This is a genomic window from Micromonospora parathelypteridis, assembly GCF_014201145.1.
Taxonomy (GTDB): domain Bacteria; phylum Actinomycetota; class Actinomycetes; order Mycobacteriales; family Micromonosporaceae; genus Micromonospora; species Micromonospora parathelypteridis.
In genome coordinates this window covers 6,451,461-6,470,478 of record NZ_JACHDP010000001.1, presented here as the reverse complement: position 1 = coordinate 6,470,478, position 19,018 = coordinate 6,451,461, and the positions used below count along the sequence as shown (strand labels likewise).

The 19,018-nt window shown below is 70.8% G+C and carries 21 protein-coding genes; 5 read left to right on the top strand and 16 right to left on the bottom strand.

Features of this window, described 5'->3' with window-relative positions; translation table 11 throughout:
* Positions 1-27: 27 nt before the first annotated feature.
* The 5 genes from HNR20_RS29120 to HNR20_RS29100 form a co-directional block, all read right to left on the bottom strand.
* A complete protein-coding gene (locus HNR20_RS29120; protein WP_184186439.1) occupies positions 28-2,304 on the bottom strand; it encodes a serine/threonine-protein kinase in 2,277 nt (758 codons plus the stop codon).
* A complete protein-coding gene (locus HNR20_RS29115) occupies positions 2,301-3,980 on the bottom strand; it encodes a S1 family peptidase (RefSeq protein ID WP_184186436.1) in 1,680 nt (559 codons plus the stop codon). The genes HNR20_RS29120 and HNR20_RS29115 overlap by 4 nt, the downstream gene beginning before the upstream one ends.
* A 113-nt stretch (positions 3,981-4,093) precedes the next feature.
* A complete protein-coding gene (locus HNR20_RS29110; RefSeq protein WP_229687251.1) occupies positions 4,094-4,621 on the bottom strand; it encodes a GNAT family N-acetyltransferase in 528 nt (175 codons plus the stop codon).
* Positions 4,622-4,719: 98 nt separating this feature from the next.
* A complete protein-coding gene (locus HNR20_RS29105) occupies positions 4,720-5,457 on the bottom strand; it encodes a VOC family protein (protein WP_260321915.1) in 738 nt (245 codons plus the stop codon).
* An 80-nt stretch (positions 5,458-5,537) separates the two neighbouring features.
* On the bottom strand, positions 5,538-6,146 hold the full coding sequence (locus tag HNR20_RS29100) for a TetR/AcrR family transcriptional regulator (RefSeq protein WP_184186430.1): 609 nt from the start codon (positions 6,144-6,146) through the stop codon (positions 5,538-5,540).
* Between the two features lie 130 nt (positions 6,147-6,276).
* Here HNR20_RS29100 and HNR20_RS29095 point away from each other — a divergent pair, with 130 nt between their 5' ends.
* The 3 genes from HNR20_RS29095 (at position 6,277) to HNR20_RS29085 (ending at position 8,509) form a co-directional block, all read left to right on the top strand.
* Positions 6,277-7,188 carry a TIGR03620 family F420-dependent LLM class oxidoreductase gene (locus HNR20_RS29095; protein ID WP_184186427.1) on the top strand — a complete coding sequence of 304 codons (912 nt, stop codon included), beginning with the start codon at positions 6,277-6,279 and terminating at the stop codon, positions 7,186-7,188.
* Positions 7,189-7,238: 50 nt separating this feature from the next.
* A complete protein-coding gene (locus HNR20_RS29090; protein WP_184186425.1) occupies positions 7,239-7,988 on the top strand; it encodes an SDR family oxidoreductase in 750 nt (249 codons plus the stop codon).
* Between the two features lie 344 nt (positions 7,989-8,332).
* Positions 8,333-8,509 carry a hypothetical protein gene (locus HNR20_RS29085; RefSeq protein ID WP_184189405.1) on the top strand — a complete coding sequence of 59 codons (177 nt, stop codon included), beginning with the start codon at positions 8,333-8,335 and terminating at the stop codon, positions 8,507-8,509.
* Between the two features lies 1 nt (position 8,510).
* Here the strand turns inward: HNR20_RS29085 and HNR20_RS29080 are convergent, their stop codons facing one another.
* The 6 genes from HNR20_RS29080 to HNR20_RS29055 all read right to left on the bottom strand — a co-directional run bounded on the left by HNR20_RS29080 (position 8,511) and on the right by HNR20_RS29055 (position 12,397).
* Entirely contained in the window at positions 8,511-8,930 is a 420-nt protein-coding gene (locus HNR20_RS29080) for a hypothetical protein (RefSeq protein ID WP_184186422.1), read from the bottom strand.
* Positions 8,931-8,970: 40 nt separating this feature from the next.
* A complete protein-coding gene (locus HNR20_RS29075) occupies positions 8,971-9,264 on the bottom strand; it encodes a DUF6510 family protein (protein ID WP_184186419.1) in 294 nt (97 codons plus the stop codon).
* A 35-nt stretch (positions 9,265-9,299) separates the two neighbouring features.
* Positions 9,300-10,064, bottom strand: a complete 765-nt coding sequence (locus HNR20_RS29070; protein WP_184189235.1) for a ferredoxin reductase — start codon at positions 10,062-10,064, stop codon at positions 9,300-9,302.
* Between the two features lie 7 nt (positions 10,065-10,071).
* Positions 10,072-10,671, bottom strand: a complete 600-nt coding sequence (locus tag HNR20_RS29065; RefSeq protein WP_184186417.1) for a sulfite oxidase-like oxidoreductase — start codon at positions 10,669-10,671, stop codon at positions 10,072-10,074.
* A 71-nt stretch (positions 10,672-10,742) separates the two neighbouring features.
* Positions 10,743-11,768 (bottom strand): TerC/Alx family metal homeostasis membrane protein, encoded by a 1,026-nt coding sequence (locus HNR20_RS29060; RefSeq protein WP_184186414.1) that lies wholly within the window; start codon positions 11,766-11,768, stop codon positions 10,743-10,745.
* Positions 11,769-11,986: 218 nt separating this feature from the next.
* Positions 11,987-12,397: a DUF2267 domain-containing protein gene (locus HNR20_RS29055; RefSeq protein WP_184186398.1), complete on the bottom strand. Its 411-nt coding sequence runs from the start codon at positions 12,395-12,397 to the stop codon at positions 11,987-11,989.
* A gap of 158 nt (positions 12,398-12,555) precedes the next feature.
* Between HNR20_RS29055 and HNR20_RS29050 the strand changes: the two genes are divergently transcribed.
* Together HNR20_RS29050 and HNR20_RS29045 are read left to right on the top strand one after the other, a co-directional pair.
* Positions 12,556-12,828, top strand: coding sequence for a DUF2795 domain-containing protein (locus HNR20_RS29050; protein ID WP_184186396.1), 273 nt, complete (start codon positions 12,556-12,558; stop codon positions 12,826-12,828).
* A gap of 78 nt (positions 12,829-12,906) precedes the next feature.
* Positions 12,907-13,539: a DUF1345 domain-containing protein gene (locus HNR20_RS29045; protein WP_184186392.1), complete on the top strand. Its 633-nt coding sequence runs from the start codon at positions 12,907-12,909 to the stop codon at positions 13,537-13,539.
* A gap of 313 nt (positions 13,540-13,852) precedes the next feature.
* Here HNR20_RS29045 and HNR20_RS29040 read toward each other — a convergent pair whose 3' ends face one another.
* The 5 genes from HNR20_RS29040 to HNR20_RS29020 form a co-directional block, all read right to left on the bottom strand.
* Entirely contained in the window at positions 13,853-14,521 is a 669-nt protein-coding gene (locus tag HNR20_RS29040) for a hypothetical protein (protein WP_184186387.1), read from the bottom strand.
* Between the two features lie 98 nt (positions 14,522-14,619).
* Positions 14,620-15,594 carry a pirin family protein gene (locus HNR20_RS29035; RefSeq protein ID WP_184186383.1) on the bottom strand — a complete coding sequence of 325 codons (975 nt, stop codon included), beginning with the start codon at positions 15,592-15,594 and terminating at the stop codon, positions 14,620-14,622.
* Between the two features lie 65 nt (positions 15,595-15,659).
* Positions 15,660-16,271, bottom strand: a complete 612-nt coding sequence (locus tag HNR20_RS29030; RefSeq protein WP_229687253.1) for a cell wall-active antibiotics response protein — start codon at positions 16,269-16,271, stop codon at positions 15,660-15,662.
* 592 nt (positions 16,272-16,863) lie between these two features.
* A complete protein-coding gene (locus HNR20_RS29025) occupies positions 16,864-17,448 on the bottom strand; it encodes a hypothetical protein (protein ID WP_184186380.1) in 585 nt (194 codons plus the stop codon).
* A 1,236-nt stretch (positions 17,449-18,684) separates the two neighbouring features.
* Entirely contained in the window at positions 18,685-18,996 is a 312-nt protein-coding gene (locus HNR20_RS29020; RefSeq protein ID WP_184186377.1) for a MazG-like family protein, read from the bottom strand.
* Between the last annotated feature and the right edge of the window lie 22 nt (positions 18,997-19,018).

Below are 19,018 nucleotides of genomic sequence, written 5' to 3'. Positions count from 1 at the left end.
TTCACGCTCCGTTCCGGGTCGGTTCGGTCACCATCGGGTGCGGGGTCGGACGGCGTTCGCCCGGTCGATGAGCACGTCGTGCGCGGCGCGACGGGCGGCGTCGCCGGTGCGACCGACCAGCCGAGAGCGACCTGACCGCGCCGCCACGGGCTCGGGGAGATCGGCGTGTTGCGCCTGCTGGCCCAGGGCCCGGTAGGAGCCCTCCAGCAGCTCGCGGACGACGCGCTCGGTCGGCGGCTCACCCAGCACCGGGCCGCCGGTCAGGTCGGCGGCGTCTCCAGAGCGGATCAGGTCGAGCGCCATCTCCCGGATCGCCGTGGTCAGCCGGTCGCGCGACTCGCCGTCGAGATCCAGCCCGGTCAGCCGGTGGACGGCCTGGTTGAGCTCGCGGGCGGTGGGTGGGCCGCCGGGCAACCGGGACGACAGCACGCGCACCGCGGCGACCCGGGCGGCGTCGTGGTGCCGGGAGAGCGCCGGAACCTCATCGAGTACGGCGACAGCCCCGGCCCGGTCGGTCGCCGCCAGGCGGAGCCGGGCCAGCCCGAACGCGGCGCTGGCCTGGAACGGGTCGCGCAGCCAGACCGCCGCGTAGTAGCGGGCCGCCCGCGCGTCGTCGCCGCCTCGCTCGGCGCAGTAGCCCAGCGCGAGCTTCGGGGCGACCTCCCCCGGGATGTCGCCGTAGACCACGTCGAACTGCCGTCCCGCCACGTCGATCCGGTCGTCGGCGAGCGCGAGGAGCCCACGGTGCCAGGCGATCCGCCAGTCGACGTCGGGATGGGTGCCGGGCAACGTCTCGGCGGCGGACAACGCCGAGGTGGCCGCGTCGAGATCGGCCAGTGCGAGGTGTGCCCGGCACCGACTCAACTCGATCTCCACCGACGTCTGTTCGACCATGGCGAGCTCACCCAGCAGCGCCTGCGCGTCCGACGCGTCCACCGTGCGGAGCACGTTGACAGCCGGGTCGTCCGGGTCGGGTCGGGGCACCGGCAGGCCGAGGGCCACGTCGACCGAGGTGGGAAGGCCGTCGTCCAGGACGGTGCTGTCGCCCGCACCGAGCCAGGCAACCAGTGGCGGGACCAGCCCGAGGCTGGCGTCGAGCAGTTGGGCGGAGGGTTGGAAGAGTGAGATCGGCTCGGGCTGACGCCGGTCCGGCTGGCCCGCCAGAATCTCCCGCAACACCCCGAGGAGTTGCTCGGACATCTCGATGGCGGAGGCGAACCGCCGGTCCCAGTCCGGGCGGACCGCGCGGGCGACGAGCCGGCGGAACGACTCGATGCCGAGGGCGTCCGGGGCTGCTCCGGGAGTGTCCGGCCCGGGCGTGCGGTGCCGGTACAACTCCTCCAACGTCCGACCGAGGGCGAACAGGTCGGAGCGCTCGGTCGCCCCCCGGGTCTGGTATTCCGTCTTGCTCACCGAGAAGCCGACGGAGTGGACGATCCGCTCGGGCCCGCTGTCGGCCTTGCGGACCCCACCCAGGTCGATCACCTTGATCCGGTCGGCGGTGCGCATCACGTTGTCGGGCTTCATGTCGGTGTAGAGCAGCCCGCGCCGGTGCAGGTAGTCGAGCGCGGCGAGGATCTCGTGACCGTAGGCGAGGATGTGGTCGATCGGCAGCGCGACATCCGGCTGCCGAGGGTCCTTGGCGGCAGCCTGCAGTTTGTGCAACGACATGCCGTCGAGGTAGTCCATCACGATGTAGCCGGTCGGGCCCGTGACCGGGTCGTCGTGGGTGGCGAAGTCGGTGCTCCGGACGATGTTCGGGTGGTCCAGCGTGTTGAGGAACTGTCGCTCCTCGACCGCGGCCTTCAGGGAGGCCTCGTCCTCGGCGTGCAGCACACCCTTCAGCGCGACGTCGAGGAGATCCTTGTGGGTGTCGTGGGCGAGGTAGACCCAGCCCTGACCGCCGCGGGCCACGCAACGGACCACCTTGTACCGCCCGGCGACAAGATCGTCCGGTTGTAGGCCGGGAAGGAAGTTGAACGGCGTCGGGGTCGGGCAGTAGGGGCAGAACCCTCTGTCCCGACCGGGTCGACCGCCCCGGCTCCGACCGACCGGGTGATTCCTGACGCAGACCCGCAACTCGTCGGGCACCCGGAGCGGTTCGGTGGCCGCGTCGTCGGGCGAGAAGGTCAGCACCGGCAGGGAGACGAGACTGGCCACCGTCCAGACGTCCCGGGTGGTCGACCTGGACGTGACCGCCGCCGGCTTGGCGCTGTCGACGGGGAGTGGCGCCAGGCCGCAGACGTCACAGAATCCGGTCTCGTCGACGGTGCCGGTGCAGCCGGGCCAGTTGCATGGCGTCACGAGCTGCTCCCACCGTGCTGGCCGCCGACTCGCTGTGCCACTGCCTCGGCGTACTGGCGTACCGCCACCTCGGTGATTACCAGATCGCACGGCGCGGCCATGAGCAGGTCGTGCGCGTGGCGGTACGACGTGCCGAGCGCGGCATCCTCGGAGAACCCGTGTTGCACGGCCATCGCGAGATAGGCGCCCAGCCGGCCGCGAAGCTCGGACCAGAGATCCTCCCGCGTCACGATCTCCCGCCGGACCGACTCGGCCCTGCGCAGCGCCCGGTCGGTGGCCCGCTCGGTGGAGGCGAGGAGGGCGGCCAGGGTGTCGCCGTCGGTGGTGGCGGCCGCGGCTCGCAGCTTGGTCAGCTGGATGCGCAGTTCGGTCGCCACGGGCCGCAGCCGGGGCACGTCGGCGACCACGGCGGCTGCCCTGCGGTACGCCAGGCGGGCGGCCTCCTCGGCGCTCTGCAGGCCGGCGACGCGACTCGCCAGCAGAGTGGTGCGCAGCGGGATCGACTCACCCCGGAAGGTCAGCAGCATCCGCAGGTCCCGCGTGGGAGCCTGGTCGACCAGGGGAAGCACCACCTCGGAGAGGAGTGTTTCGGGTTCGGCCGCCTCGTCGATGTTGTTGATGATGATCGAGCGGGGCGTGGTCTCGATGGCCCGGTCGCTGTCCGCCTCGGTGGTCGCGGCGTCGGCCGCACCGGCCCAGTCGGCGATCCGTTGGGACACGTCCTTCGTGCTCTTGTCCGCGGCGTCCAACGCAAGGTCGATGCTGCCGATCGGCGGGGCGAGAATGTCCTGGTGCGGGTCGATCGGTGGCCGAAGCTCCCGACTGGACAGCACGGCGGCCTGACGCACCGCTGCGGCGACGCCGGAATCGCGGTGGTTGACGACGATGACCAGCACGTTGCCGGGCAGATGGCGACCGAAGAAGTCGACGAGCTGACGAGCGACCCTCGGGTCCGCCGGAGTGCCCTCGGTCGCGCGGAAGCTCAGGTCGACAGAGGACTCTCCCGGCACCTGGTCGCGGATCCACGAAAGGCGGCCCAGAATCGTCTCGACCGGGATCATCCACGACAGGCCGCTGCCCGGCTCGGCGCCGCCGATCACGTCCCGGTCGTGGTCGCCATCCTGGTACGTGCTGACCACCATCCCGACGACGTGCCCGGTGTCCGCGTCGACCACCGCCGCGCCGCTGAAGCCGGGGCTGACCTGGGGACCGGTGGTCGCCGAGACCATCTGGATCCGTTCCCGTCCCGCCCCGGACCGGCCGGTGAGCCGGGCCTCGACAAATACGCCGTGTTCCAGCGTCTCCGGGAAGCCGTACATGATGACGCGGCGGTCCCAGGTCCGCCGCATGCGGCGCAGCGGCGCGAAGGGGCCCTGCGGCGCGGGTTCCTCCAGCTCGAGCAGCGCGAGGTCATCCCGCCCGTCGTGGGTGGGTGGCCACCAGCAACCGGGCACGACCCGGGCCGGCACCGACCGGCTGACCGACTGGCCGACGAGGTCGACATAGACCGGCCAGGTCGGCTCGGTGCTGAGTGACTCCGTTTCGCCCCCTGCGCTGACAACGTGGGCGCAGGTCAGGACGCGGCGATCGTCCAACGCCATTCCGGCGCCCAGAACATCGCCATGCTCACTGCGGACGCGGACCGGCCATCGCTCGTTGCCATGGCTGAACGTCACTTCGCTGAGGGTAATGGAGCCGGATCATATCCGTTGACCGCCGTCATTACGTCTATGCGCTTTTGCGGCTGTTCCTGGCGAATAGTCGGCCAGCATGACGAGCGTCGTTACGGTCAGGTCGCCGCCGACGCGGTGATCGCCCACCGCTCGTGGTCCCGCCAGGCGCCGTCGATGAACAGGTAGTCCGGCGAGAAGCCCTCCAACCGGAAACCGAGCTTGCGGGCCACCCGCCGGGACGGTTCGTTGCCCGGTTGGATGTTCGCCTCCAGCCGGTGCAGCCCGGCCGAGTGGAACGCGTGGTCGATCACCAGGGCGACACCCGCCGAGGCGTGCCCGGTGCCGCTGTACGGCAGGAACGCCGCATACCCCAGGTACCCACCGCGCAGCGCTCCCAGCACGATCCCGCTGATGTTCACGTAGCCGGCGATCTCGCCGCTGGCCCGGTCACAGATCAGGTAACCGGCACTGTCGCGGCGGCGGATCCGCCTCAGGTAGCTGTCGTACTCCTCCGGGCTGGCCGGCGCGGCCAACCACGGGTGGTGCAGGTCCCGACTGCGTCGCACAGCGGCGACGAACTCGTCGGCGTCGGTGGGCCGGGGCCGCCGGATCGCGGCCGGACCACCGGTACGCAGGTATCTCACGGCCGACCACTCTGACCGACCGGTGCCGCCGTTGTCCAATTGGCCCCGGCGAGTCGGCCGCGGCAGGCGGCAGGATCGCGCCGGCGTCCGGCGGCGGGCTAGCGAGGTGTCCGCAGGCCGAACTCAACGCCGTCGGGGTCGGCCAGCACCAACCGGCCGGCCGCCGCGTCCCGGTCGGTGTCGACCCGGGTCGCTCCGAGTGAGAGCAGACGGTCGACCTCGACCTGCGGGTCGACGTCGGCACCTGCTGTGAGGTCGAACCGCACCCGGTCCCTGCCTCCGTTCGGCATGTACGGCGGACCGCCCCAGGAGATCTTCGTGCCGCCGTTCGGTGACTGGATCGCGGTCTCCTCGCCCTCGTCCCAGACCAACGGCCACCCCAGTGCCTCGCTCCAGAAGTACCCGACCTTCTGCGAACCGTCACAGGCCAGCGCACCGATGAACCCGCAGCCGGCGAGGAAGTTGTTGCCCGGCCCGATGACGTCGAACTCGTTGCCCTCGGGGTCGGCCATCACGAAGTGGTCGTCCTCCGGGTCCTGCCCGATGTCGATGTGCCGCGCGCCGAGCTCCAGTGCCCTGGCCACGGTCTGCTGCTGGTCCTCCAACGAGCTGCTCGTCAGGTCGAAGTGCATCCGGTTCTGGACGACCTTCGGCTGCTGGCTCGGGGCGAAGCGGACGTGGAACCCGGTGTCGTTGGTGGGCGGGAGCAGGACGCCGCCGTGTGGATCGTCGACCATCTCCCGGCCCAGGAGCCCGGACCAGAACTGCGCGAGCCGCAGAGGCTCGCTCGCGTCGAAGCTGATCGCGAACAGGTGTGAAGTCATCGCTGCGCTCATCTCCCCTCCGACCAGACACCGCGCCAGCCGTCGGGCGGGAGCCTAGGGGCGTACCAGGTCGACCGCACCCGAGTTTCGGGTCACGCGGTGGAGTACGCCGCCGCGGTGAAGGCACGCAGGGCTATCTCGGCCGACTGCTCCAGTTGGCTGCGCTGGACACCGGCTGCCGCGTGGACGGCGTGGCCCTCGGTCACGACGCTGAGGAAACGGGCCAGGGCGGTGGGATCGACCGTCGATGGGAGGTCGCCCTCGTCGACGGCGCGGGCGAAGCGGGCCGCCAGGGCGTGCTCACCGGTCAGCCGGCTGGCCGCCAGAAATTCGGAGATGGCCGTGTTCTCGGTGCCGCAGGCGGTGCCGCCCTGGACGGAGAGGCATCCGGCGGGACGGTCGGGTCGGGTCAGCGCGACCACGTTCTCCCGTAGCAGCACCGCCGCCACCTCCTGGGCGGTGGGCTGATCCAGCGCGTCGCGCGCGTACGCCATCTCGACGTCCGCGTACCGGGCCACCACCTTGCGGAACAGGCCCTCCTTGTTACCGAACGCGGCGTAGAGGCTGGGCTTGTTGATGCCCATGGCTCCGGTCAGCTCCGTCAGTGACGCGCCCTCGTAGCCGTGCCGCCAGAACACCTCCATCGCCTGGTCCAGGGCCTGGTCGGTGTCGAAACCCCGTGGTCGTCCGGTTTGTGTCATGTCATCCACCCCCTCGCGGTGCCAAGCCTACCGCCACCCAAACCGATCGGTACAAAAGTTTGGGGAATGGCGGCACAGGCTGCTAGGTTACTTCCATACCGAGTGGTACAGAAGGTCGGAGGGAGTCGCCATGAACAACATGAAGCGCACGCTCGGCACGGTCGGAATCTGGAGCATGGAGCTGCGCGGGGCAGCCCGCCCCGAGGTCCGGGAGGCCGCCGCCGAGCTGGACCAGCTCGGCTTTCCCGCCCTCTGGATCCCGGGCCTCGACGGCCCGGGAGCGCTGGACGACGTCGAGCACCTGCTCGTCGCCGCACCACGCGCCACCGTCGCCCTGGGCGTGCTGTCGATGTGGGGTCAGGACCCGAGCACGCTGGGGAGCCGCTGGGCCGCGCTGGATTCGGCGTACGGCCCCCGGGCCGTCCTGGGCCTCGGCGTCAGCAATGCCCATTCCGCCGCCAACGCCGGGCAGGATTACGGCAAGCCGACCGTCTCGATGCGTCGCTTCCTCGACGGCCTCGACGCCGCACCCCACCCGATCCCGACCGACCGGCGCCTCCTCGGCGCGCTGGGTCCGAAGATGGTCGACCTGGCCACCGCGCGTACCTCCGGTTGGCACCCGTTCCTCGTGACTCCCGAGTACTCGGCGGTGCAACGGGCGCGCGTGGGCGAAGCCCCACTCATCGCTCCGCACCTGGCGGTCGTCCTCGATCGTGATCCGAGCCGGGCGCGGGCGGCCGCCCGGGACGGCATCGGAACGTTCATCGGTTTCCCCGCCTACCGCTCCAACCTGGCCCGCCTCGGCTACGGCGAGGACGACCTGGTCCCGGGCGGCAGTGACCGGCTCATCGACGCCCTCGTCGCCTGGGGAGACCTCGACGACGTCGCCGACCGTATCCAGGCTCACCTGGACGCGGGCGCCGACCACGTCACCCTGCACGTCCTGCGGCCCGACGCCGGCGCGGACCTGCCGCGGCAGCAGTGGCGCGAACTCGCCACGCTGCTACCCCGCTTCACCCCCCGCACACCGGGCACCGAATAGCCCGCGTGCCAAACCCCAACCCCAACCATCAAGTTCAAGGAGTACGACTCATGGCACAGCTCAACGGCAAGACCGCCCTCGTCACCGGTGGCACCACCGGTATCGGCTTGGCCGCTGCCCGCCGCTTCGCAGCCGAAGGCGCCCACGTCTTCGTCACCGGCCGCCGTCAGCAGCAGCTGGACGACGCCGTCACCGCCATCGGCCCGAATGCCACGGGGATCCGCAGCGACGTGAGCGACCTCGACGACCTCGACCACGTCTTCGATGCGATCGCCGCTCGCGGCGCCGGTCTGGACGTGCTGTTCACCAACGCTGGCGGAGGAGAGTTCGCAGCCCTGGGCGGCATCAGCCTGGAGCACTACACGTACACCTTCGACCGCAACGTCCGGGGCACGCTGTTCACCGTGCAGAAGGCCCTGCCGGTGCTGAACGACGGCGCTTCGGTCATCCTGTCCGGCTCGACCGCAGCGACCAAGGGCACCCCCGCGTTCGGGGTCTACGCCGCCTCCAAGGCCGCCATCCGCTCGTTCGGTCGCACCTGGGCCGCCGAGCTGACCGGCCGCAGGATCCGGGTCAACACCCTCATTCCGGGCTCGACCGAGACGCCGGGCATCACCGGGCTGGCCGCCACCCCGGAGGAGGCACCCGCGCTGGTGCAGATGCTCGCCTCCGGCGTGCCGATGGGCCGGATGGGCCAGCCGGAGGAGATCGCCAACGCGGCGCTGTTCCTCGCCTCCGACGAGAGCAGCTTCATGACCGGCGCCGAGATCTTCGTCGACGGTGGCGGAAACCAGCTCTGACCTGATCGGCTTCCCCGGGAGTGCGGTGCCGGCCGGCGACGAGACGTCGGCCGGCACCGCAGGCGGTCGCGAAGGCAGGTTCGGGGCGTTCGCGGTGGCATATTCGGGGCGGTCTCAGTGGAATGGTTGGGGCGGTCGGTCGAATGATCGACACCACTTCGCCGAGGTTGGTGTGTCAACCACCTCGGATACCGCAATGTCGGCGAACTGGAGTGGGTCTTGCCGGAGGGGTGGGTCAGTGTGGGTCCACACCGTTGGTGCGCCGGGTTGTACGGCGGCTGGGACGTCAGTGCGCCTGTCGAGCCAGGAAGCGAGCGGGTTCTCCTGGAGATCCCCGTCCGACGGTGGCTACTCGTCGGCACCGCGCAGTAGGCCGTCGTACCGGCGCCGCCATCGACGGAGCCACCCGGGACCTCTACCGGCTCAACCCCGACGAGGCGCCCGGACCGCAGGCGATGTTCGCGCGGTTCGTCGGCTGGACCCCGTTCCGTCGCACCATCGTCTCGCCACCACCGGGCTGACTCAGCCGCACTGGATCTTGGACCGGGCGAACCATGGTGCCAACCACGGGGTGAGTGCGACGAGGGCGACGGCGAGGGCGGTGATGACCGCCTGCCCGATCCGACCCGGGGTGACGCCGACCGCCGCGTCCAGCATGTAGTTGGCGTACCAGTTGGCGGCCGCGTCCGTCGTCAGCACGACGCAGCCCAGCGCCAGGCCCTCCACCCGGCGAGCCGCCAGGAGCAGCGCCGCCAGCGGGTCCCACAGCGTCAGCGAAACGAAGTAGACCGTGAGCCACCCGGGCAGGGCGAGCTGCGGCCCGAACTGGGGCAGGAGCAACTGGACGACATGCACCAGGCCGCCGTAGGCGAAGACCAGCACGGCGACCGACACGACCAGCCGGACCGCGAGGGGCGAGTCACGCCATCGACCGGTGCACATCCGGCCAGTCTGCCTCAGCCGGGCAGCACCGACCGATCCGTCAGAGCGGGCCGGGGAACGTTTGCTCCATCGGCATCGGCACCTGCAGGTAGGTGGTGCCGCGCATGTCCAGCCAGGCCCGGTCGGGCCCACGGACCAGTCGCACCATCACCTCTTCGCAGGACGGGCAGCGGGCGACGAGGCCGGGCGCGTGCGAGTAGACGTGCAGGCTGGCCATCGAGCCGGTCATCCCACAGTTTTCGCAGCGACCCATCGCGGTGCTCAGGTCGACGGTGAACAGCTCGCGCATCGGGCCGTCGAGCATGTTGCCGTCCAGGTACGACATCTCGGTCATTGGATCTCCTCGACCTTGCGTGAGCGAGCGGGCGGTCAGCCGGTGGGGCCGAAGCGTTCGGTCTTGACCCGCCGCGACGGGTGGCCCCACCCCACCAGCAGGTCGGCCACGGTCTCCACGAACGCGGTCGGGCCGCAGACGTAGGTGAGCGGTTCCAGGTCCGGTGGCCAGCCGTGCGTGTTGACATCGGCAAGCCCGATGCGGTGTGGCTCGCCGCGCCAACCCTCGGGTGCCTCGCGCGTGTAGACGTACGCGATGTCCAGGCCGAAGTCGTCGCGGACCCGGCGGCGCAGCTCATCGGCGTAGATCACGTCGCCCGGGGTGCGTACCGAGTAGATCAGCCGGAACGGCGCCTTGCTGCCGGTGGCCCGCCGGGCCCGGATCATCGCCATCAGCGGCACGATGCCGGAGCCACCGGCGACCAACTGCACCGGCGCGGTCTCCTCCGGCCGCCAGATGAACCACCCACCGAGCGGCCCGCGGACCTCCACCGGGTCGCCGTCACCAAAGACATCGATGAGGTACGGGGACACCTCGCCGTCGTGCACGCGCTGGACGGTCACCTCGATGCGCGGGCCGCCCGGGCCGTTCACGACAGGCCCGGCAATGGAGTACGAGCGGGCCGCCTGGTAACCGTCCGGGGCGGTCAGCCGCAGGTCGACGTGCTGCCCGGGCAGGTGCCCCGGCCAGTCCGGCACCTCCAGCACCAGGGTCTGCGCGGTCGGCGTCTCCACCCGGCGCTCCACCAGCCGGCCGACCTGCCACCGGTTGGCCGTCCGGGGCGGACTGCTCGTCGCCACGGCGCGCTCAGTCACCCTGGTACCGCTGTTCGCGCCACGGGTCGCCGTAGTCGTGGTAGCCGGCGGTCTCCCAGAACCCCGGCTCGTCCATCGTCTTGAGCCGGAGGCCGCGCACCCACTTGGCGGACTTCCAGAAGTACAGGTGCGGCACCAGCAGCCGCGCCGGCCCGCCGTGCTCGGCGTGCAGCGGCGCGCCGTCGAAGGTGTGCACCACCCAGGCCCGGCCGCCGCGCAGGTCGTCCAGCGGCAGGTTGGTGGTGTACCCGCCGTAGGAGTACGCGAGCGCGAAGTGCGCTCCCGTGTCGACGTTGGCGAGCAGGGTGTCCAGTGAGACGCCCTGCCAGGTGGTGCCGAGCTTGGACCAGCGGGTGACGCAGTGGATGTCCACCAGGGGTGTCTCCTGCGGCAGGGCCATCAGCTCCTGCCACGACCACCGGTGCTCGCTGCCGTTCTCGGCGGCGATGACGAACTCCCAGGTGTCCAGTGACACCCGGGGCGTCGGGCCGGCCGAGAGCACCGGGAAGTCCTCGGTCAGGTATTGACCGGGTGGCAGGGCCGGCTCCTGTGTTCGGGGCCGACCCTGAAAGCCCGGTGACACGATTCCCATTGCACAGTCGTACCACCCGCGTCGGCCGGGCCGGGAGCTTTCCGGCGTACCTCCTTGTCGTCCCGGCGCGGTCAGTGCCGCTCCGTGACGACCTCACGCTCCTCGGGCACGTCGCCGCCCCGGGTGGCGCGCAGGCTGGTCAGGGTGACCACCACCAGCACACCGATGATCACGCCGAGCGAGGCCAGGGTGGGGATCTGCGGCACGTTGTCCCAGATGCCGTGCGCCCAGTGCAGACCGAGCTTGAGGCCGATGAACGCCAGGATGATGGCCAGGCCGTAGCTGAGGTGCACCAGCCGGCTCAGCGCCGCGTGCAGGACGAAGTAGAGCGCCCGCAGGCCGAGCAGGGCGAACGCGTTGGTGGCGAAGACCAGGTACGGGTCCTCGGTGATGCCGTAGACGGCCGGCACCGAGTCGACCGCGAAGACGATGTCGGTGGCCAGCACTGCGACCACCACCAGGGCGAACGGCGTGAGTGCCCGCTTCGCGCCCTGCCGGACCGTCATCTTGGTGCCGTGGTAGTCGTCGACCACCGGCATGATCTTGCGCAGCAGTTTCACCGAGCGCATCTTGTTGATGTCGACTTCCTGCTGATGCCCGGACATGGCATCACGCAGCAGCTTCACCGCCGTGGCGATGAGGATGATCGCGAAGAGCAGGAAGGCGAAGTCGAGAGTCTGCAACGCCGCCGCGCCGAGGGCGATGAAGACGGCACGCAGCACCAGCGCGCCGGCGATGCCGTAGAGCAGCACCCGCTGGGCGAGCACGGCCGGCACCGCGAACGCGGCCAGCAGCAACATGAAGACGAAGAGGTTGTCGACGGAGAGGGACTTCTCCACCAGGTAACCGGTCAGGTACTGCACGCCCTGCTCGGAGCCGTAGCGGGACCAGATCCAACCGCCGAACGCGAGCGGCAGCGCGATGTAGAACGCCGACCAGCCGATCGCCTCCCGCATGGACACCTCGTGCGGGCGGCGCGTGACCAGGAAATCAAGCACCAGCAGCAGGATGACGCCGACGATGGTCACGGCCCACAGCGTGGGCGTGCCCACCGACGACAGGTCACTGGCGGCGGACAGGTACGACACTTCGCTCATTGGGGTCTCCTCGAACACCGTCATGTTCGAGGTCTCCTTCACCCATCACCTGATGGGCAACCACCCGAGGCGCGCCGGGCGCGCCGTACTGACCGGAATGGTTCGTGGGAAGTACTCCCCTCGCACGACAAGGTTAGGCCAGGCCGAATCGCCATGCCAAGCGGGACATCGATGGTTGCCCTGATCAACCGCTGTGCGCGCCCCGGGAAGAGGCCGGGTCAGGCGCGGCGCAGCGTCGCTCCCGGGGCCATCGCCTGCTCCACCAGGCCCCGATAGTCACGCGGCAGTTGAGTGACCACATCATCGAACTCACCGCCGGTGATCGCCTCCCGCAAAGTGGTGAAAACCGCCTGTGCGGCGTCGCGAGCGGCAGGCTCCTCCACCTGTGCGCGCAACGCGACCCGGGCGACGAACTCGGCCGCCCCGAACCGGTCCGCCTGCTCGGTGCTCGGGCTCGGTTTGAGCACCAACTGCAACGGCTGGGGCAGTTGGGCCGCCAGGTCCAGGACCTCACCGCCGGTCAGCCGCTCGGCGAACGTCTCCAACACGGCCCGGGTCAGCTCGACCGCCCGCTCGGAGGACGTCGCAGTGCGCTGAGAAACCTGGTCGATGAAGGTGTCGTAGTTCATCGCGTACTCCCTTGGGCTCGCGTCGGCGCCTGCGGGTACCCGCGGCGGCCGGGTGGAAACGGCGCCGGGATTCCTCCGCCCGGGCGGGCGTGACCGGCCGGGGGGCGGGTAACCGCCGCCGGTCGTGACCACATCGATGCCCCGAGGGAGCCCATGCCATGGCGAGCTACGCCGACGTCCTGCAGTACCTGTCGAGCCTGGACTACCCGGCCGAGAAGAACGACGTGGTCCGCGAGGCCGAACGGGAAGGCGCCCCGCCGGACGTCCTGAAGGCGTTGCGCGCCCTGCCGCCGGTCGACTACGCCAACGGCACCGAAGTGGCCCGATCGGCCGGCATCGAGGCAGCGCCCGAGGTGGGCCCCGCCCAGCGAGCCGAGCAGGCCCGGGACAAGAAGCACAATCGGGTCTCGCAGCATCTGCGCGGCATCTGACCCGGCGGTGGCGGCCACAGCCCGGACGCACGGGCGCCGCGGATGACCCGCACGGGCCGACCATCCCGGCCACCGGACATGCGATTCCCGGCCGCGATGCAGATCGCCGTGGTGGCGGTGGTCGGCGTCATCGCCTTCGGCCTCTTCGCGTTGCTGCTGCCACTGCCGCTCGCCGCCCTGGCCGGCTGGGACGTGGGCGCGCTGAGCTGGCTCGCGCTGGTCTGGCACAAGCTCTGGCCGATGGACGCCGAGCGGACCGCCCGGCTGGCCGTCCACGAGGACCCGAACCGGGCGGTACGGGACGCCCTGCTGCTCGTCGCCTGCCTGGCCAGCCTGTTGGCCGTCGGACTGGTCGTGGCCAGCGCGCAGAACGCGCCACCCGGCCTCGACCGCGAAGCGCACAGCGGCCTGGGCGTCCTCAGCGTGGTGCTCTCCTGGTTCGTGGTGCACACCGTGTTCGCCGCCCGGTACGCCCGGATCTACTACACCGGCCCGGACGGCGGGGTGAACTTCCACTCGCCCGAACCGCCGCGCTACTCCGACTTCGCGTACGTCGCGTTCACCATCGGCACGACGTTCCAGGTCTCGGACACTGACCTGACCAGCAACGAGATGCGTCGCACGGTGCTGCGGCACTCGATGGTGTCGTACCTGTTCGGGGCCTTCATCATCGCCGTGACCGTGAACCTGCTGGCTGGGCTGGCGCGCTGAGCGGCTGGCGTGGCGCTGAGCGGCCGGGCTGGCGCGCGTTGAGCGGCGGCGGTGCGGTTGGGGTCGGCGCCTGCCCTGGGGGCGACACGGGGCGGAGCCGAAGAAACGCCGGGACAGGCGGGCGCCCCTGGTCACGAACCGCGACCTAGGGCGCCACGCAAACCTGCCCAGGCGGTGAACCGCGTCCGAACCGGTCGCGGTCACCAGGCGGTGGATGTCCGCTCGAACCGAGCGGCCAGCACTGCCGGGTCCAACCATACGACAGAACATCCTCCGTTTGGTCAGAATTTGGCGAAGTGTGGGCCAGGGCACGTCACGGTCGACCGGTCACCTCCGCGTACCGGTGTTCCAGGTCGACCCGCGCCAACGCCCCCACCAGCCAGGCCAGCTGCTCCGACTCGCCGCTGGCCAGACCGGCCAGGTCGTCCGCGGACCTGCCCAGCCCGAGCCGACGGGCGGCCGCCAACGCCCGCCGGTCGGCGACCGGGGCCACCTCCCGCCACAGCGCCTGCGCCTCGCGGAGGAACAGGTCGACGACCTGATCGTCCACGCCGGGAAGCTGAGCGAGGAGCGCCCGCTCCCGGCCCGGGTCGTGATGCGCCACCGCCCGCAACCGGCGCAGATCGCCCCGGTACCGCTCGACCACCACCCGAGCCAGATCACCCAACACGTCGGCCAACGCGTCCACGTCACCGCGCTGACCGCTGGCGCGCAGCACCCGCACCCGGTCCTCATGCAGTGAATTGGCCAGTCGGGCGGCGCTGTCCCACCCCTCGTCGCGCACCCCACGCGCCCCGTCCAACGCCCGCCGGAAGTCGCCGCGGCGGGCCAGCAGCACTGCCAGGTACAGCACCTGGAACAGGCTCGCCGGGTTGTTGGTCACCCGGAAGCCGTACTGCTCGGCGAAACCCCGCCCGCTGCCGGCGAGCCGGCGCGCCAGGCGTTTCCGGTCCTCCACCGGGGTGATCAAACTGGTCGGCATGCCGGCGACTACCCACGCGGCCGTCGGTCACACACGCCCACCGGGGTGGCGGACGCGTCAGCCGTGCAGGCCGTGGCGTGTGGTGCTGCCTGGCTCAGTCAGCCGTGCAGGCCGCCGGTGCGGTCACGGGCCTTGAGGCGGGTGGTGGGCAGGGCGGGCGCTGGCAGCGGCGGCGCCGGATCGTCGGCGACCACGCCGAAGCGTCCGTCCCCAGCCATCCAGTCCTCCCGGGCGGCGGCGACCTCCTCGTGCGAGCGACCGACGAAGTTCCACCACATCACCAACGGCTCCTCGAACGGCGTACCGCCCAGGAGCAGCAACCGCGCTCCGACCCCGCCACGTACGGCCACCTCGCGGCGGCCCGAGCCCAGGTAGAGCAGCGCCCCTGGCTCGAACCCCACCCCGGCGGCCTCGGCGGACCCGGACATCGCCAGCACGGCGTACTCGAAATCGGGCCGCAGCGACAGCGTGGTCGGCGCCTCGCCACTCAGCTCCAGCTGCACACCGACCAGCGGGGTGTGCACCACCGCCGGCGACCGCCGCCCGGCGAACTCGCCGACCAGCAGGGTGAGGTCCAGCTCACCGTCACGCCAGCGCGGCAGGTCGGCGTGATGGGCGAAATCAGCCGCCCCCGCTCTCGCCGGGTCCGGCAGTGCCACCCAGAGCTGCACGCCGTGCATCACCGGCGGATGGATGGCAGGTGACCGCTCGGAGTGGGCGATGCCGTTCCCCGAGGTCATCACGTTGAGCTGACCGGGCCGGATCGGCTGGACGTTGCCGAGGCTGTCCCGGTGCAGGATCTCACCCTCCAGCAGCCAGGTCACCGTCTGCAGGCCGGTGTGCGGATGCGGCGGCACCTCCATGCCGGGCCGCTGCGCCACATCGTCCGGCCCGAAATGGTCCACGAAACACCAGGCGCCGACCATTCGGCGGGGGCGCTGCGGCAGCAGCCGCCGCACCGTGGTGTACCGCCCCAACGGCACGTCGTGGCCAGGCAACAGCACACTGCCGGGATCGACGTCGGCCACGCCAGGTGGTCGGGTCTGCGCCAGCATTGATTCGGTACGCTCCACCGCCCGACTGTACGCTCACGTCCACCCGTGACCGCGGCGCTTCCCGCAGGGTCGGTGACCAGGGCTCACCGAGTGCTGGACGACACCGTCACGGCGCCCGCGCCGGCGACCATGTCGAGGTAGATCCGGTCGGTCGCACGGTCCCATTCGGGGGTACCGAGCACCGCACCCGCGGCCACCCCGTCCCAGCGTTCGTCGCGTACCACGACTGAGCCGGCGCCCGCTCCCGCCCGGACCCGGACCGGTGGTGTGCCCGGCACCCGGATGTCGAGCTGGCTGGTCCCGCCGGTCAACCGCACCGTCATCGTGCCGCCGCTGACCGCCGGCAGAACAAGGTCGGTACGGGTCGACCCGCCGGCAAGTTCCACCCCCAGAAGCCGCGCGCGGGTCAGATCCAGAACCTGCCCACTCACCCCGCCGACCAGTTGAAGCCGCCAGGCGACCCGCTCGTTGAGAAGCACCCGCACGGCTCTCGTCCCGGACGCCCCGGTCTCCACCAGGCCGAGCCGGACAGTCTCCCCCTGCACCGTCGGCCGCGCCGCCACGCCCGAACCGGCCGGGCTGCTGATCCGGTAGAGGTCGTCGCCCAGATCAGCCACCCGCAGGTCGAACGAGGACAGCCCGTCCGCGAGCACAAAAGTGCCCGCCTGCCGACCCGCGAGCGGCGCAGTCCTCACCTGCTCGCCAGAAGCCGCACCCGCCCCGCCGTCTCGATCGCCGCCTCGGTCGCCGCCCCGGTCGCCGTCGCGGTCGCCGTCGTGGGCGGTGCCTGGGCGGTACGAATCAACGACGATTACGGCAACCGCAGCAGCGCCCAGGACCAGCACGACGGCCGCGGCAGCCACCAGAAGGCGAGCGCCGACGGACAGACGCTGACGCGGTGCCGCCGCACTTCCCGGGGGCGTCGGATCAACGTCCGGCTGGCTATCCGTGCTGTTTCCCGCCACGGGCATGTCGTCGTCCCTTCGCCGGTCCCCGTCAGCGATTACGTACCCACCAGCCGACCGGATCACGCGGCGCCTATCACGCCGTCCTCTCCGTCGCCGACGGTAGATCTTGGACAGTTTCCGTCCGCCGCTGACGGAAACTGTCCAAGATTGCCAAGCCTTGTTGCCGCGAAAGCGCCCGCCACACGCCAGCCCGCGTGCGCAGGTGCCGGCCCAGGGCAGCGCGGGTAGCAGTGCCGGTGTGGGGTGGGGTGTGGGTATGCCGCTGGCCGGCACCCCGGGTGTGGGGTGCCGGCCAGCGGTCGGGTGTTCATGTGCGGGGTCAGCTGTTCCAGTACTGGCCAACCAGGTCGGCGGCCTGCTGCTCCCACTGCGCGTAGGCGTCGGGGTAGGCGGAGACCTGGACGGTCTGCGCGGCCTGGGTCAGGGGCATGTCCTGCCACCCGTCGACCTGTCGCAGACCCTTCAGGAACGCCGTCGTCGAGTAAGCCGGATCGGTGATCTGCTCCGGGGTGCCCCAACCCGAGCTGGGGCGCTGCTGGAACAGGCCCAGCGAGTCGTGGTCGTTCATGTCACCGAGGTGACCGAGGTTCTCCAGCTTCGACTCCTGCAGGCTCGTCGCGATCGAGATGACCGCGGCCCGCTCCGGGAGGCCGGCCTTCTTCGTGGCGGCGATGATCGCCTTGGCGTTGGCGGTCTGCTCGTCGTTGAGGGTGATGCGGGACTGGTCGCCCTGGGTGCCGTGCGGGATCAGCTTGGCCGTGTCGGGCTTGTCGGCCTGCACCGCCACGGCGACGGGCTTGGCGTCGACCGGGTTGGCGTGGCCGGCGATCGGACCGGCGAACACACCACCGGCGAACGCGAGACCAGCAACAGACAGCACACTCTTACGCATGATCGTGTTCATGGGGGTAGCTCCTTCGGGGGTAGGAACACCCGCACACCAACAGGGGGTGGCAAGCGGGTGTGAGCACCTCGTCCGGCGCTGCACAAACAAGCAGGGGAAAGTCATAAAGGGGGTCGGCGCCTGGCGGACGGCACCGGGTCGGCGGCCTACAAGCGGGGGGCTCGTGGCGCCGGGTCCGTGTGTAACGACCCGCGGTCCGGGGCCATTCCCGGGGGCGGCCGACGAGCGGAAGGGCTCGTGGCGCCGGGTCCCGGTGTAACGACCCGCGGTCCGGGGCCATTCCCCGGGGCGGCTCACGAGCGGACGGCTCGCGGCGCCGGGTCCGTGTGTAACGACCCGGGGGCCGGGGTCATTCCGGGGGGCGGCCCATCCGTCGGCACCTCGTGGAGGCGGCCGGACGGGCGGTCGTTCGTGGGGACTGCAACGACCGGGCCCGGGTCGGCATTCCAACCCCGCGGGGCGGGGCGGCTAGCCGGTGGTGCTGCGATCGTCAGGGTATGTAACGACCCCGGCCCGGCCAGGATTCCGGGCCACGGGTGCGACCGGTCACAGACCAGAGCACCCCAGACCGGACAACCATCCACGCACGCGACGCGGGTCGGTCAGCCCGACACCCCCAGACCGGACAAACCAGCCAACACCCGACACGATCAGGCCTCGCGTGGCCGGGCGGGCGCAAGACCCACTCCAGATCGCCGACATTGCGGTAACCGACGCACGGGATACCCCAACCTCGGCGAAGTTGTGTCGATCATGCAGGCGACGGCCCGCCCGTGGCACGGGTAACCGGACAAAGCACCCGTTTGGCCCTGACTCAGCATGCATGTCAGTGACCAGGCACGTGCGCCGCTCTGCATTACGCCGCCAGACCATCGGGGCCGCCCAGGTAACGGACGCTTGATTGGTCACGCGAGGCGGATCGTCGCGCGAGACGGATGAACGCGCGGAACACCAGACGGCGCGGCGACACCCTGACGGGCGGGGCAGGTGACCGGGCGAAACGGATGACCGCGCGAACACCCGACGGCGCGAGACGGATGGCACTCGCGATACAGATCGCCGCACGAGACAGATCGCCGCACGAGACAGATCGCCGCACGAGACGGATCGCCGCACGATACAGATCGCCGCACGATACAGATCGCCGCACGAGACAGATCGCCGCACGAGACGGATCGCCGCACGAGACGGATCGACCGATGGTCGGGAGTCACAGGTGGCATGACTGGGCCACCGTCACCCCGCTAGGCGGGAGCTCACCTTCGTGGCGCAGGCGTCCAGGACCGTCCGCGCGTCCAGTCCTAGGCTCTCGATGGCCACCAACGCGGTGAAGGCCACGTCGGCCAACTCCGCTGCGACGTCCTCGCGGGTGTGGGTGACGCCCTTGCGCGGATTTTGCCCGAGCAGACCGATCCAGGCGGCGGACGCCTCCCCCGCCTCCTCGGTCAGTTTGAGGATGCGGCAGGTCAGTTCGGTCTGCCCAGTACCGTTCGCCCCGTCCAACCAGCTGCGCGACGCACGGGCCGCCTCCCAGATCGACTCGTCCACGCCGACCAGTCAACCCGACCGG